This is a genomic window from Leifsonia sp. 2TAF2 (assembly GCF_052115085.1).
In the GTDB taxonomy this organism is placed as follows: Bacteria; Actinomycetota; Actinomycetes; order Actinomycetales; family Microbacteriaceae; genus Leifsonia.
In genome coordinates, this window is record NZ_JBFRFY010000001.1 from 518,344 (window position 1) to 532,466 (window position 14,123).

Sequence of the window (14,123 nt, forward strand, 5' to 3'; positions counted from 1 at the left end):
GCGACACCGGTGCGGCCACTGACGGAGCATCGTCCTCACACACCGAAAGACAGAGAGGTCTTCGAGATGGTTGGACAACGACCCCGTGACAGCGTCACGACCCCTGCGTCCGACGAGTCGGCGCGCATCGACATCGTCGGATTGACCAAACGGTTCCTGACCCCGAAGGGCGAGACGTTCACGGCCATCCGGGACGTCACGTTCACGGTGGAGCCGGGAAGCTTCTGCGCGATCGTCGGACCGACGGGTTGCGGTAAATCCACGACTCTGGCTCAAGTCTCCGGGCTGGAACGGCCCAGCGCGGGCACCGTGAGTGTGGGCAACCGGATCGTCGAGGGCATCACCTCAGGGGTGAGCTACATGTTCCAGGCCGACTCCCTCTTCCCGTGGAAAACGGTCCTCAACAACGTGATGATCGGCCCCACCCTGCTGGGCACTCCCAAGCGGGAAGCGACCGCACTCGCCCTGGACTGGCTGCGCCGCGTCGGTCTCTCCGGATTCGAGGATCGCTACCCGCACCAGCTCTCCGGCGGCATGCGAAAGCGTGTCGCCATGGCGGCGGCGCTGATCAACAACCCGCGCATCCTGCTCATGGACGAGCCGTTCGGGGCACTCGACGTGCAGACCAAGGCGATCATGCAGACCGAGCTGTTGCAGCTCTGGGAGCAGCTGCGCCCCACCGTGCTCTTCATCACCCACGACCTCGACGAAGCGGTTGCGCTCGCCGACCAGGTCGTCATCATGACCAGCAGCCCGGGCACGGTGAAGGACGTCTTCGACGTCGACCTCGCCCGCCCCCGCGGCGATGTGCAGGAGATCCGCCATGAGGAGCGCTTCCTCGAGATCCAGGGCCGGATCTGGGAGTCGCTACGCGACGAAGTCACCCGGGCCTACCAGCAGACATCAGGAGCGGCAGCGTGACCACCATGACCGCAACCGGAACACCCAAGATCGGCCCCACCGACACCCGCGAGACCGATCTGCAACTCGCGGGCCGCCAGGCCGTCAAACGCCGAACCACCGCAGTGTGGATCGGACGCATCGCCGTCGCCGTGATCGTCGTCGGCGGGTGGCAGTGGTTCACCTCGGCGGGCTGGGTCGACAAGTTCTTCTATGGACAGCCTTCGGGCATCTGGGACAGTCTCGTGCGGCTGTTCACCGAAGGGACCGCCTTCGGCACCATCTGGGAGAACCTGTGGATCACGGTCCAGGAGGCGTTCCTCGGCTTCGTCGTGGGCACCATCGCCGGCGTGGTGATCGGGATCCTCCTCGGCTCGAACCGCTACCTCGCGTCGGTGTTCGGGCCGTACATCAAAATCGTCAATTCCATCCCTCGTATCGTGCTCGGTTCCATCTTCATCGTCGCGTTCGGGCTGGGGGTGGTACCTAAGGTGCTGCTGGCCGCCGTGCTGGTGTTCTTCGTGGTGTTCTTCAATGCGTTCCAAGGCGTCCGCGAGGTCGATCCCAACCTCGTCGCTAACGTCCGCGTCCTGGGAGCTTCGCCCTCACAGGTGGCGCGGCACGTGACCATCCCCTCGGCCATGACGTGGATCATCGCCAGCCTGCATACCGCGTTCGGCTTCGCGATCATCGGCGCGCTGGTCGCTGAAGTGCTCGGCGCCCAGCATGGCATCGGACTGATCATCAGCCAGTCGCAAGGAAACTTCGATCCGAACACCGTCTTCGCCTGCATGGTGATCGTCGCGGTCGTGACCCTGGTCGCCGAGTACCTCATCACCCTCCTCGAGAAGGCGCTGCTGAAGTGGCGGCCACCGAGCCGCTCTGAAGCCCAGGCCATCTGAGCTGTGAAGACCTGCAATGACGCAGAACGCCGGCACGCCGGCACCACGAAAGGAACCCCAATGAACAAGCGCACCATCGGTGTCATCGCGGCTGCGGGCATCGTCGCTCTCGGACTTGCTGCCTGCAGTTCCGGCGGCAGCGGATCTGGCGGGGGCGGTTCGTCTGCCGCGTCGATGCCGACCGTCAAGATGATGGTCGGCGGGATCGACAAGCAGATCTATCTGCCCTATCAGCTCGCCCAGAGCCTCGGCTACTACAAGAAGTACGGGGTCAACATGGAGCTCTCGACCGAGCAGAACGGCGGTGTCGGCGCCGAGGAGGCGATGGCGTCCGGACAGGTGGACATGGCTGGAGCCTGGTACATCCACGCGGTCGACTTCCAAGCCAAGGGCAAGGATGTCATCAACCTCGTCCAGTTGTCCGGCGCTCCGGGGGAGCGTGAGATGTGCAGTGCGAAAAGCGGTGTGAAGTCGGCCGCCGACTTCGCGGGCAAGAACCTCGGAGTCACCGACCTCGGCTCAGGCACCGACGAGTTGACGCAGTTCCTCGCCGCCAAGCATGGCATTGACAAGAAGCAGTACAACACGATCGCTGTCCACGCCGGATCGACGGCGATCGCTGCCATCCAACGCAACAGCGCCGACTGTGTGATGACCACACAGCCAACCGTGGGCGCCCTCACCTCCCAGAAGCTCGCCACCACCGCCGTTGACCTGGCGACCACAGCCGGGGCGACCAAGGCCCTGGGGGGTGCGTGGCCCGCAGCCGGGCTGCTCGCAAACGCGAGCTGGGTGAAGGCACACGAGGACGCTGCGCAGAAGACTGTCGACGCCCTCGTCGCGACGATGCACTGGATCGCCACTCACAGCGCGAAGGACATCGCCGACAAGCTGCCGCAGGACTTCGTGCAGAACAGCACGATCAGCAAGCAGCAGTACATCGATGGGCTCACCTCCGACAAAGGCCAGTTCCTCCCGGACGGCATCATGCCCGCGGGTGGCCCGAAGGTGATCTTCAACATGGAGAAGACGCTGGGCCTGGACACGTCCAAGGTGTCCTACGCCAGCACCTTCACCAACAAGTACGCTGACGCCGCGAACAAGCTCGAGGGCTTCACACCCACGACGAAGCCCGCAGGCGCCAACGGCTGACCCCGAGGCAGTAGGGCGCAGGTTCGCTGCCCGCCCGAACCGAAAGACCCGCCGGGTGCTGCCCGGCGGGTCTTTCGTTCGGCTGGCAGTCCGGACTGCTTGGACGATCGATCAGATGGTGTCAGGGGCCCCGTCGGTTTCGTCCCGTTCCTCCGCGAGGTCGGATGCTTTGACCACCACCAGCACGAGGGCGGTGGTGGCCGCGAGCGCGGCGAGCAGGACGACGAATGTTCGCACTCGGTCAGTTTGACGGTGTCAGTCCAAGAAGCTTCCAAAGTTTCCGGAGTGGCCGGCTTGGAGGTTTCTTGGGAGGCCTCGGTTTGACTGGGCTCGGCCACTGATTCGGAAGGACGGTGCCGACTTGTCTGTGACATTGACGCGGCCGGCGCCTGGTAAGGGTGTCGACCGGCGCGACGCCGCTGCTGTGCTGGCGCTGCTGCTTGGCGCTCTCGCATCCGTCAGCTCGATGCTCGGATCGTGGATCCCGTCGCTCTGGGGTGACGAGGTCACGAGTGTGATGTCAGCCCAGCGGCCGGTTGGGTCGCTGTTCGTCATGCTCGGTCATGTCGACGCGGTGCACGGCACGTACTACCTCGGTCTGCATGCGTGGGGCGCCGCGTTCGGGTTCAGTCCGTTCGCCGTGCGTCTGCCGAGTGCGCTGGCCGTGGGGCTCGCAACTGCGGCGGTCGTCCTCCTTGCCGATCGTCTGCGTTCCCGCCGAGTGGCGGTTCTGGTCGGACTCGTCTGCGCGATCCTTCCGCGGGTCACCTATATGGGCGAAGAAGCCCGTTCGTACGCGTTCTCGGCCGCTGTCGCCGCGTGGCTCACTCTCATTCTGATTCTCGCGCTCTCCAAACCGCGTCCCAGCAACCTGCTGTGGGCTGTCTACGGGACGACGCTTGCTATGGGCGTCTATCTCTTTCTGTACACCGTCCTCTTCGCCGCAGTGCACCTGATCGTCGTGATCGCATCCCGAGTGTCGCGCCGCACGGTTCTCGGGTGGGCGATCGCAACCGTGTCCGCTCTCGCCGCAGCATCACCGGTGGTCATTGCGGCGATCTTGGAGCGCGCCCAGATTTCGTACCTGGGCGTGACACCGCAGCTCTCGCCCTCCACCCTGTTCAGCGGGCTGTGGTTCGGCACGTGGGTGTTCGCGACGATTGCCTGGTTGATGATCGCCGTCGCTGTCTGGGGCGAGGCCAGGCGCCGGGTTCAGATCTCGCAGGCGGTTGGCGGGGGAGCGTTGTTCCAGTCGGGACGGCGCTTGCCGACGTTGGTCTTCTTGTCGCTGGCCTGGCTGCTCGTCCCGACGCTCCTCCTGGTGGGCGTGCACAGTTTCGTGCCGGACTTCACCGCTCGGTACGTGTCGTTCTGCGCTCCGGCGGCCGCGGCGCTGATCGCATGCGGCATCGACGAGTTCTTCCGCGTCCGCCGGCTGCTCGGAGTGACGGCGGGCCTCCTGGTGGTGATTCTGGCGCTCCCGGTGTACCTTTCCCAGCGAACTCCCTACGCCAAGAATCAATCGGACTGGTCACAGATCTCGGCAGCGGTGGGCCGGAACGCCAAACCAGGTGATGCAGTCGTGTTCGATGAGTCGACGCGGCCGTCACGCCGCCCCCGACTGGCGATGCATGGGTACCCGGAGGGCTTCCATCACATCCGTGACCTCACCCTGCGAACGCGCTTCCAGGAGGCGACGACCTGGCATGACGTCGCCTACACGGTCTCGGAGGCGGCAGCACACGCACGGTTCGCGGGCGTCGATCGTGTCTGGTTGATCGAGTACGCACCATCCCCAGATCGCGCCGACAGCTACGGGCAACGCGACCTCACCCGTCTCGGCTTCCGCCAGGGGGCGGCGCCAATACACACTCACCGGGGCCTCATCGCCCTCTATGAAAGGACACCATGACGGCACATCTCGGAATACTCGATCCGCAGGGCATCATCCAAGCGGCCGGCCCCTGGGCGCTACTGGGCGTGTGCGCGATCGCGTTCATCGAGACCGGGTTGCTGGTCGGCTTCTTCCTGCCCGGGGACACCTTGCTGTTCTTCACCGGCGTGCTTGCGTTGGCCGGTCGGTTCTCCCAACCGTTGTGGGTGATCATCGTCGCGGTCATCGTCGCGGCCTCGCTCGGCGACCAGGTCGGCTATGCCATCGGCCGGCGCACCGGTCCACGTGTGTTCGAGCGCAAGGAGTCCGGGTTCTTCAGCCGGTCGAGCGTCGAACGCACCCAGCACTTCTTCGACCGTTTCGGTGGGGCGGCCGTCATGGTTGCGCGCTTTGTGCCGGTGGTGCGCACCTTCGCCCCGGTCGCCGCCGGTGTCGGGAAGATGCGCTGGCCCCTCTTCACCGTCTTCAACGTGGCCGGTGCCGCGCTCTGGGCGACGGCGGTGATCATGCTCGGCTACGGGCTCGGGCACATCCCTGGGGTTGCCGACTTCGTCTCCTCCTATCTGGATCTGGTCCTCATCGGCATCGTGGTGATCTCGGTCGTCCCTGTCCTGGTCCGAGTGCTTGCACTGCGTCGCCGGACTCGAACGGATTCTTAGCGACGCCTGAGCGCGAGCACCCTAGCCTTCGATGCGTCCGACCCGATCGCACGAAGGAGAAAACATGACCGAGCCGAACCGTCTCGCGCTCACCGGGAACAAGGTCCCCGAGCCGACCGCGACATTCTGGATCATCAAGGTACTGGCCACCACCGTGGGCGAGACAGCCGCTGACCTGCTGGCAACCAACCTGCACCTCGGCACTCAACTGACCTCGATCGTCATGGCGGTGCTCTTCCTGGTCGTCCTGGTCGCCCAGTTCCGTACTACACGGTACGTTCCGGCCGTCTACTGGCTGACCGTCGTCCTGATCAGCGTCGTCGGCACGCTGATCACCGACAACCTGACGGACGGCCTCGGCGTCCCGCTCGCGGTCTCGACCACCGTCTTCGCCCTTGCGCTGATCGTCACGTTCGCCGTCTGGTACCGCGTCGAGCGGACGCTGTCGATCCACGAGATCGTCACCCGGCGACGTGAGGGGTTCTACTGGCTGGCGATCCTCTTCACGTTCGCACTCGGGACCGCTGCCGGCGACTTCCTCGCCGAACAGCTCAACGTGGGTTACCTGGCGTCCGTCGGCGTCTTCGCGGGCGCGATCGCGGTCGTCGCCATCGCCCACTTCGCGTTCCGGCTCGGAGCCATCGTCTCCTTCTGGATCGCGTACGTGCTCACCCGGCCGCTGGGCGCATCCCTGGGAGACTTTCTCGCCCAGCCCACGGGCGACGGCGGGCTCGGGCTCGGCACCATCCTGACGAGCGTGTTGTTCCTCGTCGCGATCCTGGCGCTCGTGGTTTTCCTGACGGTGTCGCGACGAGACCGCACCCCCGCTCGGGAGTCGTCGACGGCGGCGCGGGAGCCCAGCCTCGACCTCTGATCAGCGAGAGGGCATTCGGGATGCGGGTCACGCTCGTCAGGCGGACGGGACCCGCATCTCGATGCTCGTGCCGGCGGAGCCGGTGGACGCGACAGCGACCGTGCCGCCGTATCGCACGGCGATCTCACGGACAAGCGCGAGCCCGATCCCGAAGCCCGTTCGTGTACGACCGGTTGTGGTCGATTCTGTCCGTGCAAACCGATCGAAGACTCGGGCCGGGTCGATTCCGGTGATGCCCGCGCCCTGATCGGTGACCGTGAGCACAGCGTCCTGCCCGTCCAGCCGGACATCGACGGTAACGGAGGATCCGACCGGCGAGTGAGTGAGGGCGTTGTCGAGGAGAGCGACCGCGCACCGCTGCATACTGGTAGGCGGAATGGTCGTCCACACGTCGTCGTGTCGCTCGAAGCGCAACTCAACGGCATTATCGCGGGCCAGAACCTGCAGCGATTGGACGGCTTTCTCGACCGGCTCGGCAAGCGGGGACGGGTCCGCTGGCGTCTCCCGCTCAGGTCCGGCGGCAAGCAGCAGGTCGTTGACCACGTCGATCAGAGTCCGGGTATCGCTCCGGAGTTCCGCGATCGCAGGAGCGGACGGATCATCTGCCGCGAGGCTCCTTTGCAGGACCTGGAGCCGAGCGTCGAGCACGGCGAGCGGCGTGCGCAATTCGTGGCTCGCGTCCGCGACGAAGTTCCGCTGTACTTCCAGTGCTTCGCCGAGGGGGCGGACAGCCCGGCGCGTCACGATGATGCTGAGCACTCCCGCGATCACGATGGCCAGGACCCCGACGATGACAAACGCGATCAGTGCCGCGGTTGTGTCGATGTAGATCTTGTGCTCACCTGGCGCTGGCGGCTCCTTCACCTCGGCGGGACGCAACTGGTCGAGCACGAAGAAGAATGCGACACCGACCGCTGCGACGACGAGGGCTCCGGACGCGATCGTGATCTGCAGGGCCACTGCACGCGATGCCCGCCGCACTTCCAACGACTCCGTCGTATCGCGACTGCGCTTCATGGCTGCCCCAACCGGTAGCCCGCACCGCGCACGGTGGACACGATCTGCGGGTCGGTCTTTCGGCGCAAGTAGTGGACGTAGGTGTCCACGGTTCCCGGCTGCTCGTCCGACTCGAACACGGCGTCCAGGATCTGGCGCCGCGAGAACGTGCGCAACGGGTTTTCGGCCAGCAGCCGGAGCAGCGCGTTCTCGCGGTCCGTCAGGAGGATGCGTCCTTCATACGGCGAATAGACCGCGCGGCTCTCGGGGTAGAACCGCCACTCGCCGATGGGTAGCTCTCTGCCCTCGCCCGTGAAAGTGCGGGTCAGCGCGCGCAATCGCGCCAGAAGCTCATCGAACTCGAACGGCTTCACCAGATAGTCGTTCGCGCCAGCATCCAAGCCCTCGACCTTGTCCCGTACGGTGCCGAGGGCGGTCAGCATCAGGATGGGTGCGACGACCCGGCGCTCGCGCAAGGTCTTCACCAGTTCGCCGCCGCCCATCCCGGGCAGCCGACGGTCTACGACCATTGCGTCGTAGTCGCGGGCGAGTCCCGCCGCGAGGCCGGCCTCGCCATCCACCACGCGGGTGACGTCGTAGCATTCGGCCAGAACCTGCTCGATGAGAGGCCCGAGACGCACGTCGTCCTCGACCAGGAGCACTCTGAGCCGTTGGGCAACCATGCCTTCAACCTACCCGGCCGTTCGGAGCAGGACCTCGGCGCTGGTCCGGGGCTCGGGCGACGGACTCTTAGCGATTCATGTGGACCCGTTTCGTAACGTTCAAGTATGAGTTCCCGCCCGGTTTTCGCATCCTCGCCTACGGCGATATCCGACGCGCGTGCCAGGATGGCGGTGCTTCCGCATCCCCGTCATTGGATTCTCTGGCCGATGTTGGGGGCTGTGATCGTGGTGCTCCTCGGTCTGCTGGTCCGCCGCGTTCCTGGAATCGCGGTCGCGGAGGTCCAGATCGACGTCTGGCTCACCCGTCACCAGAACGGCGTTGTCGGCACAGTTTCGCTGGCGATCGAGGCTCTCTTGTCTCCTGCCGGGAGTGTGGCGATACTCGCGATCTCGTTTCTCTTCTTGCTTCTCGTGCGGCGCTCGCCGGTGAACGCCTTCGCCTTCACTTCTGTCGCTGCGTTCGGCTACCTCTCCTGCGAGGTTTTCAAGGCAGCCGTCTCCATGCCCCGCCCGAACGGGCATCTGATGCTGCACCCGTTGCTGGCGGAAACCGGGAACGACAGCTTCCCGAGCGGCCACACGACCTTCGCCGTGTCGTACGCGGTCGCCGCTGTTCTTCTCTCCCGTAACACCCGCTGGTTCACCCTCACCGTGCTGATCGGGACGCTGTTCGTCGTGGTCGTCGCGGTATCGCGGATGTACGTCGGCGCCCACTACCTCACGGATGTCATCGGATCGGCCCTCGTCGCAGCTGTCGCGATCTCGTTCTATTGCGGGCTATGGTCGCGGTTCGGACTGGTTGTGCTGGACCGGTTGCCGTTCCTGCGGCGAATCGGTCCCGTGCCACCGCCGGCCAAAACGCACTGATGCCGAACCTGGGCTACTGCGAGCCCGCCAGCGTTGCGACGATGATTTGCGCGTGGTCCCAGTACTGGGCGTAATAGTCGGGGTCGGAATTCACCTGGACCTCGTGCGCGTTGGATGCTGCCGTGTAGGGGTCCATTCGCGGGGCGAGCGTGCCCCAGGCTCCGTTGTCCCGCTTCTGGAACAGACCTCGGCTGTCCGCTCCGGCGGCGTCCCCGAAGTCGAGATTGCGGAGCCCGGACTCGCCGATCGCAGTCATGACGCCGACGGCCTGCGTATGCGTCCCGATCCCCTGGTCGCGCGCGGCATTCATGATGTGGGCGGCCATGATGAGCTCGGGTTGGCAGAAGCCCGCCACCGGGCCAGCGGGAACGACGATGGCCCCCACCGTCGCGGGCGCAGCCGGATCACGAGGCTCGGGTCTCATTTCCTCTGAGCGCTTGCACAGCCCAAGCCGGTTTCCCGTGTCACAAACGGCGGGCACAATGCAAGAAATGACAGGCTCCGCGTTGACTCCCGACCCACACGAAACCGGTGTCCGCGGTGAAGTAAACGACGACCGGTTCGTCGGTGACCGGGACCTGACCCACTGGTACACGCCGCTCGGCCGGCAGCTCGCCCGGTTCGCGCACTGGATCAGCGCCCGGCTCGGTCCCAACGCTGCGCTGATCATCACTCTCGCCATCGGGATGGCGGTGGTGATCGTCCTCGCCCTGGTGGCGGCGCAAGTGTATGACGCCGTCACCGACAAGGACGGCGTCTCGGGCCTCGACCTGCCCATCCTGAACGCGGCGATCCAGCTGCGGTCGCCCGCGCTGAATGCGTTCACCATCGGCTACACCGATATCGCGGGCGAGATCGGGATGCCGGTCATCGCCGTGACGGCGATCCTCATCCTCGCTCTCCGTCGCCGCTCCTGGACGCCCGTTCTCCTCATCGGCGCTGCGGGCATCGGCTCGCTGCTGATGACGATCGTGGGCAAGGATCTGATCGGACGGCATCGGCCGCCGCTGACGGATGCTGTGCCTCCATACGAGTATTCGCCCTCGTTTCCGAGTGGCCACACGTTGAACGCGGTCGTCGTGATCGGGATCATCGCCTACCTGCTCGTCCTGCGGCGCCACTCCGTTCAGGCACGGGTGCTGCTTATCTGCGGGGCAGGTCTGTACGCGATCACCGTCGGTTTGAGTCGGATCTACCTGGGTCACCACTGGTTCACCGACGTGCTCGCGGCGTGGGCGCTCGGAGCCGCCTGGCTCGCCCTGATCATCACGGCCCACCGGCTCTACCTCACGGTGCGACGCCGGCGGGAACTGCCAGCCCCGACGCGGGCGCCGAGCGCATGAGCCTCGACCTCGTCTCCCTGACGCCCGCACAGTCCCTCGGCATACCCGTAGCCCTCGTCGGATCCGTGTTCCTGGCAGTCGGAGCGCAACTGCAACAGCGTGGGGTGGCGAAGGTTGAAGCACAGCCCAGCGATCGCAAACGGAGCACCCTGGGAATCGGGCAGCTTCTCGCGTTGGCACGACGGCCGTCCTGGCTGCTCGGGACGGTGTGCCTGGGGCTCGCCATCCTGTTCCAGCTCTTCAGCCTGTTCCTTGCTCCGCTGACCGTGGTCCAGCCGCTGGGAGCGCTGGCACTTGTGATCACCGCAGTCCTCAACGCGCGGGTGACGAAGGTGAAGCTGGACGGCCGCTCTATCCGGGCGATGGCGCTCTGCGTCGTCGGCGTCGGCCTGTTCGTCGCGGTCGCCGCGTTGACGACGACGACGCTGCCGATTCAGGAGCCGCAGCTGATCGCAGTGGTCGTCATCCTGGCGGTCGTGCTGCTGGCATTCGGCGTCGTTTTCGGTGTGCTGCGCAAGCGTCTCACCCGCATTTTCTACGTGGTGGGCGCGGGGGTGCTGTTCGGCTTCGTCGCGACGCTGGCCAAGGTGCTGATCGGCCGCATCCAGACGATCTTCGAGGCGCATTTCCAACTGGAGCCGGCCGACTGGCTCACCGCCGTCTGCCTGGCCGGGCTGCTCGCCGCCGCCATCCTCGGCACCTACTTCGTGCAGACGGCGTACTCGTCAGGCTCACCGGATGTCGTCGTCGCCGGCCTGACAGTGATCGACCCCATCGTCGGGGTCACCATCGGCGTGCTGGTACTCGGCGAGGCCGTGCACGCCCCGCTCTGGGCCGGCTTCGTATTCGCCATCGCGGGCGCCATCGCAATCCTGGGCGTCATCCAGGTGTCCCGGAGCGGCACCCGGCTGCACCAGAGCGAGGCCGCCAAGGGCGTCTCGTCGCTCTGACAGGTTGGGCGGACTCGATGAGGGCGCCGTGGTGCGCGCAGTCGCGCTGACACGCAGCGTCGGTCCGCCACTGAGCGCACTTCGCGTCAAAGGATCGCGCCGTGTGACACTGCCTTGGTCTGCCGTTTGACTACATTTTGACTACAAACGTGTGAGATCAAACGAGCTGCAGGGAGATGACACGAGCCCCACTTCGTTGAATTTCAGCGGAAGTTAGGCCGCATGAAGAGGACCAGAGGGCCAGGAACTAGAGTTCAAATCCCACCGGTACCGCCACGAAAACGCCCCGCGATCCCTAATAACACAGGGATCCGGGGCGTTTTGCATGTCCGACTGTTCGAACTATCTGCGATTCGTCCTTCCCCGACGGCGCCTGCCTGCATCCCTCTTGCGCCTATGGCCTTTGCGTCTTCGCTCGGGTTCCGGCTTCTTTCCTCGCGGGCTGTCCGTCCACGAATTGTAAGACCTTTACAATTCGCGCGGATCGAATTACTCTCGATGCAACTCGACGAGGAGTAGCACATGGAACACCACAAGATTCCGCACGGCGCAGCAGTGGTACTGGGTGGCGGCCCCGCAGGCATGGCCAGTGCCCTGTCTTTGCACACGGCAGGTCATCCGGTTGTCATCCTGGAGCGGTACCCGGAGGCGCGGCCGGCAGGCAACATCCTGAACCTGTGGCCACCGCCTATTAAGGCGCTCCGCGCGATGGGAGTCGACACGACGGACCTGGGGGCTCCGTGCCACACGACCTTCCGGAACGCGCATGGGCACGTGCGCGCGGACATTCAGATCCCGGACGCCGTGACGGCGGAGTTCGGTGGCGGGTTCATCGGAATGCTTCGCCCCGACCTGTACGGCCGCATGCTGTCCGCCTTGCCCGACGGGATGCTCCGCACGCATCAAGAGGTCGTCGCCATCGACGACGTCAGCGGGGACCTCGTCAACCTCACCCTTGCTGACGGCTCGACGATTTCGACGCCTGTGCTGGTCGGTGCGGACGGAATCGATTCGATGGTTCGAACGCATCTCTGGGGAGCGAGCGAGAAGCGCGAGCATCGCCTGCACATCATCGGCGGTTATACCTTCGAACCCATCGAATCCGCGGAAAAGGGCGCGGCGGTCCTGAGCCACGATCGTGACGTGCAGGGCAGCTACACCTCCATTCGGCGGGGAGCGCAGGAGGGCTTCCAGTGGTGGGTGCTGGAGGCATGGGACCCGATGCGCGAGGCGCCATCAGACTTGTACGGCCACGCGTTGCGACTCGCCGAGCGCTTCGGTGGGCCGCTGGAGGCCATTGCACGTGCAACGGCGCCGAGTCATGTTCAGCGGTGGCCGATTCGCGACCGCAAGCCCCTGAAGCACTGGTCGAAGGGGCGCGTCACGCTGGCCGGCGATGCCGCGCACGCGACGTCACCATACGCCGCCTACGGTGCCGGCATGTCGATCTGCGACGGCTACTTCCTCGGCCAAGCTCTCTACGGCGTTGATCTCGCCGACCGTCAGGCGGTCGAGTCGGCTCTGCTACGGTACGAGACCCCGCGCATCCCGCACACGACAGCTCAGGTCCAGCTGGCATACACGCTGGGGCAGGCTTTTCATCATGCCCCTCGCGCCCTGCAGCCGGTCCGGGATCTCGTTCTCGACCGCACCTCGCTCTTCCAGAAGCAGGTCGGTGAGCGCAACCCCGGGGAGATCATCGCGCAGCTCGCAGAGATGGGTGCGGGAATCGCGTCGCCGGTGCACGGCTAGAGACTCCCGCGGGTGCGGGAGACTGGGTGCATGACCGCTGACTTCGCAGAGCGTGCACCCCGCCAGGCGAGAAGCCGCGAAAGCTGGGAGCGCGTCCTCCGGACAGCTCTGGAGCTGTTCGAGGGCGGCGGTTGGGAAGCGCTCTCGATCTCCGAGACATGCCGCAGGGCCGGGGTATCCGCCCCCTCCATCTACGCGCGCGTCGACGGTCGAGCCGGACTGTTCGCCGCCGTCTACGAATTCGGAATCCAGCGGATGCGAACCACAGAGGACCAGCTGTTCGAGACGGTGTCCGACGCTACGCCGGAGAGCGATCCCGCGACCCGAGTCGTACGAATCATCACTCAGCTGTTCGCCGAGCACGCCCCGTTCCTCCGTGCTGTGATTTCGCGATCGGTCGATGATCCGGCGCTGTTGGACATGGGCGCAGCGGAATCGCGTCGATTGGTCCACCGGCTCGGGGAAGAGCTGGGCGCACCGGCCGGCGTGGAGGCTGCTCGAGTGCTCTACTCCGAATGCGTGCTGAGGACGATGTACGGGGACAGTTTTCTGGTGGACGGCGAGTCATTCGAGGTCTATCAGACTCGCCTGTGCCGGATAGCTCGCTCGATCTTGGCGGCAGCAGAATAGCGTCGGGCACGCGAGCACGAACCATCGCCTCCCGCGCCGTCGCGACGGCACTTGCCGGTCGGATTCCGCACGGACGTCACTTCGAGTTTTCCCGAACTATATGCGTGGCAGTCGGTTGGCGCCGGGGAACACGTCGCCGATCTGGAATGCATCGAAGACATCGCGATCGACGACGATCTCCCGATAGTCCGTGGTCGTTTGGATGCCGAGCACGTACGACTCAGGGGCAACGCTGATATCGCCGCCACCGGCGCCCCGATAAGGAAGCCGCAGCTCACCGTGCTCATCGACATGCCGCTTCTCGCGGACCGTTCCGACTACGCCTTCGGTCGAGATGACGCGGCGTCTGGAGCGCTCCATGAGCCAAATTGCCAACCCGCCGACTGCCGCGACGGCCAGCACGAGGGCAACGGGAATGAGCGCGACCACAAAAGATGATCATGCCAGGTAGGGCGGGCTCAGTCAGCCGTCCCGCGCGACGGGCTGGCGCGTGCCTTGCGCGCTCCTGCCCCTTCCGCGCG

Annotated in this window: 16 protein-coding genes; 11 read left to right on the forward strand and 5 right to left on the reverse strand. The window is 65.6% G+C overall.

Annotated features, from left to right (window positions below; all coding sequences use genetic code 11):
* The first annotated feature begins 66 nt into the window (after positions 1 to 66).
* From AB4Z18_RS02455 to AB4Z18_RS02465, 3 genes are read left to right on the forward strand one after another with little or no spacing between them, the layout of a single operon-like run.
* Positions 67 to 921, forward strand: coding sequence for an ABC transporter ATP-binding protein (locus AB4Z18_RS02455; RefSeq protein WP_441781116.1), 855 nt, complete (start codon positions 67 to 69; stop codon positions 919 to 921).
* Positions 922 to 926: 5 nt separating this feature from the next.
* Positions 927 to 1,802, forward strand: a complete 876-nt coding sequence (locus AB4Z18_RS02460; protein WP_441782959.1) for an ABC transporter permease — start codon at positions 927 to 929, stop codon at positions 1,800 to 1,802.
* A gap of 60 nt (positions 1,803 to 1,862) precedes the next feature.
* Positions 1,863 to 2,954 (forward strand): ABC transporter substrate-binding protein, encoded by a 1,092-nt coding sequence (locus AB4Z18_RS02465; RefSeq protein ID WP_441781117.1) that lies wholly within the window; start codon positions 1,863 to 1,865, stop codon positions 2,952 to 2,954.
* A 111-nt stretch (positions 2,955 to 3,065) separates the two neighbouring features.
* Here AB4Z18_RS02465 and AB4Z18_RS02470 read toward each other — a convergent pair whose 3' ends face one another.
* Complete coding sequence (locus tag AB4Z18_RS02470) at positions 3,066 to 3,191, reverse strand: hypothetical protein (protein WP_441781118.1); 126 nt, start codon at positions 3,189 to 3,191, stop codon at positions 3,066 to 3,068.
* Between the two features lie 130 nt (positions 3,192 to 3,321).
* On the opposite strand from AB4Z18_RS02470, the gene AB4Z18_RS02475 reads away from it, so the two are divergent.
* The 3 genes from AB4Z18_RS02475 to AB4Z18_RS02485 all read left to right on the forward strand — a co-directional run bounded on the left by AB4Z18_RS02475 (position 3,322) and on the right by AB4Z18_RS02485 (position 6,381).
* On the forward strand, positions 3,322 to 4,866 hold the full coding sequence (locus AB4Z18_RS02475; RefSeq protein ID WP_441782960.1) for a glycosyltransferase family 39 protein: 1,545 nt from the start codon (positions 3,322 to 3,324) through the stop codon (positions 4,864 to 4,866).
* Entirely contained in the window at positions 4,863 to 5,507 is a 645-nt protein-coding gene (locus AB4Z18_RS02480) for a DedA family protein (RefSeq protein ID WP_441781119.1), read from the forward strand. Before AB4Z18_RS02475 ends, AB4Z18_RS02480 begins: the two co-directional genes overlap by 4 nt.
* 64 nt (positions 5,508 to 5,571) lie before the next feature.
* Positions 5,572 to 6,381 (forward strand): COG4705 family protein, encoded by an 810-nt coding sequence (locus AB4Z18_RS02485; protein WP_441781120.1) that lies wholly within the window; start codon positions 5,572 to 5,574, stop codon positions 6,379 to 6,381.
* A gap of 36 nt (positions 6,382 to 6,417) precedes the next feature.
* Here AB4Z18_RS02485 and AB4Z18_RS02490 read toward each other — a convergent pair whose 3' ends face one another.
* Together AB4Z18_RS02490 and AB4Z18_RS02495 are read right to left on the reverse strand one after the other, a co-directional pair.
* Positions 6,418 to 7,398 carry a sensor histidine kinase gene (locus AB4Z18_RS02490; RefSeq protein WP_441781121.1) on the reverse strand — a complete coding sequence of 327 codons (981 nt, stop codon included), beginning with the start codon at positions 7,396 to 7,398 and terminating at the stop codon, positions 6,418 to 6,420.
* Positions 7,395 to 8,060: a response regulator transcription factor gene (locus AB4Z18_RS02495; RefSeq protein WP_441781122.1), complete on the reverse strand. Its 666-nt coding sequence runs from the start codon at positions 8,058 to 8,060 to the stop codon at positions 7,395 to 7,397. Before AB4Z18_RS02495 ends, AB4Z18_RS02490 begins: the two co-directional genes overlap by 4 nt.
* A 207-nt stretch (positions 8,061 to 8,267) precedes the next feature.
* Here AB4Z18_RS02495 and AB4Z18_RS02500 point away from each other — a divergent pair, with 207 nt between their 5' ends.
* Entirely contained in the window at positions 8,268 to 8,927 is a 660-nt protein-coding gene (locus tag AB4Z18_RS02500) for a phosphatase PAP2 family protein (RefSeq protein WP_441781123.1), read from the forward strand.
* 13 nt (positions 8,928 to 8,940) lie between these two features.
* Here AB4Z18_RS02500 and AB4Z18_RS02505 read toward each other — a convergent pair whose 3' ends face one another.
* On the reverse strand, positions 8,941 to 9,351 hold the full coding sequence (locus tag AB4Z18_RS02505) for a hypothetical protein (RefSeq protein WP_441781124.1): 411 nt from the start codon (positions 9,349 to 9,351) through the stop codon (positions 8,941 to 8,943).
* 67 nt (positions 9,352 to 9,418) lie between these two features.
* Here AB4Z18_RS02505 and AB4Z18_RS02510 point away from each other — a divergent pair, with 67 nt between their 5' ends.
* From AB4Z18_RS02510 to AB4Z18_RS02525, 4 genes are all read left to right on the forward strand, one after another.
* Positions 9,419 to 10,270, forward strand: a complete 852-nt coding sequence (locus tag AB4Z18_RS02510) for a phosphatase PAP2 family protein (protein ID WP_441781125.1) — start codon at positions 9,419 to 9,421, stop codon at positions 10,268 to 10,270.
* A complete protein-coding gene (locus AB4Z18_RS02515) occupies positions 10,267 to 11,220 on the forward strand; it encodes a DMT family transporter (RefSeq protein ID WP_441781126.1) in 954 nt (317 codons plus the stop codon). The genes AB4Z18_RS02510 and AB4Z18_RS02515 overlap by 4 nt, the downstream gene beginning before the upstream one ends.
* A gap of 522 nt (positions 11,221 to 11,742) precedes the next feature.
* Entirely contained in the window at positions 11,743 to 12,972 is a 1,230-nt protein-coding gene (locus AB4Z18_RS02520) for an FAD-dependent oxidoreductase (RefSeq protein ID WP_441781127.1), read from the forward strand.
* A 30-nt stretch (positions 12,973 to 13,002) separates the two neighbouring features.
* The gene (locus tag AB4Z18_RS02525) at positions 13,003 to 13,602 is read left to right on the forward strand and encodes a TetR/AcrR family transcriptional regulator (RefSeq protein ID WP_441781128.1); all 600 of its coding nucleotides are present in this window, start codon (positions 13,003 to 13,005) and stop codon (positions 13,600 to 13,602) included.
* Between the two features lie 96 nt (positions 13,603 to 13,698).
* On the opposite strand, the gene AB4Z18_RS02530 is transcribed toward AB4Z18_RS02525, so the two are convergent.
* Positions 13,699 to 14,031, reverse strand: a complete 333-nt coding sequence (locus AB4Z18_RS02530) for a hypothetical protein (RefSeq protein ID WP_441781129.1) — start codon at positions 14,029 to 14,031, stop codon at positions 13,699 to 13,701.
* Positions 14,032 to 14,123: the final 92 nt, after the last annotated feature.

Coding starts and splice junctions, on each gene's coding strand:
- AB4Z18_RS02455 (WP_441781116.1), top strand. CDS start 67: ATGGTTGGACAACGACCCCGTGACAGCGTCACGACCCCTGCGTCCGAC.
- AB4Z18_RS02460 (WP_441782959.1), top strand. CDS start 927: ATGACCGCAACCGGAACACCCAAGATCGGCCCCACCGACACCCGCGAG.
- AB4Z18_RS02465 (WP_441781117.1), top strand. CDS start 1,863: ATGAACAAGCGCACCATCGGTGTCATCGCGGCTGCGGGCATCGTCGCT.
- AB4Z18_RS02480 (WP_441781119.1), top strand. CDS start 4,863: ATGACGGCACATCTCGGAATACTCGATCCGCAGGGCATCATCCAAGCG.
- AB4Z18_RS02485 (WP_441781120.1), top strand. CDS start 5,572: ATGACCGAGCCGAACCGTCTCGCGCTCACCGGGAACAAGGTCCCCGAG.
- AB4Z18_RS02490 (WP_441781121.1), bottom strand. CDS start 7,398: ATGAAGCGCAGTCGCGATACGACGGAGTCGTTGGAAGTGCGGCGGGCA.
- AB4Z18_RS02495 (WP_441781122.1), bottom strand. CDS start 8,060: ATGGTTGCCCAACGGCTCAGAGTGCTCCTGGTCGAGGACGACGTGCGT.
- AB4Z18_RS02500 (WP_441781123.1), top strand. CDS start 8,268: ATGTTGGGGGCTGTGATCGTGGTGCTCCTCGGTCTGCTGGTCCGCCGC.
- AB4Z18_RS02505 (WP_441781124.1), bottom strand. CDS start 9,351: ATGAGACCCGAGCCTCGTGATCCGGCTGCGCCCGCGACGGTGGGGGCC.
- AB4Z18_RS02510 (WP_441781125.1), top strand. CDS start 9,419: ATGACAGGCTCCGCGTTGACTCCCGACCCACACGAAACCGGTGTCCGC.
- AB4Z18_RS02515 (WP_441781126.1), top strand. CDS start 10,267: ATGAGCCTCGACCTCGTCTCCCTGACGCCCGCACAGTCCCTCGGCATA.
- AB4Z18_RS02520 (WP_441781127.1), top strand. CDS start 11,743: ATGGAACACCACAAGATTCCGCACGGCGCAGCAGTGGTACTGGGTGGC.
- AB4Z18_RS02525 (WP_441781128.1), top strand. CDS start 13,003: ATGACCGCTGACTTCGCAGAGCGTGCACCCCGCCAGGCGAGAAGCCGC.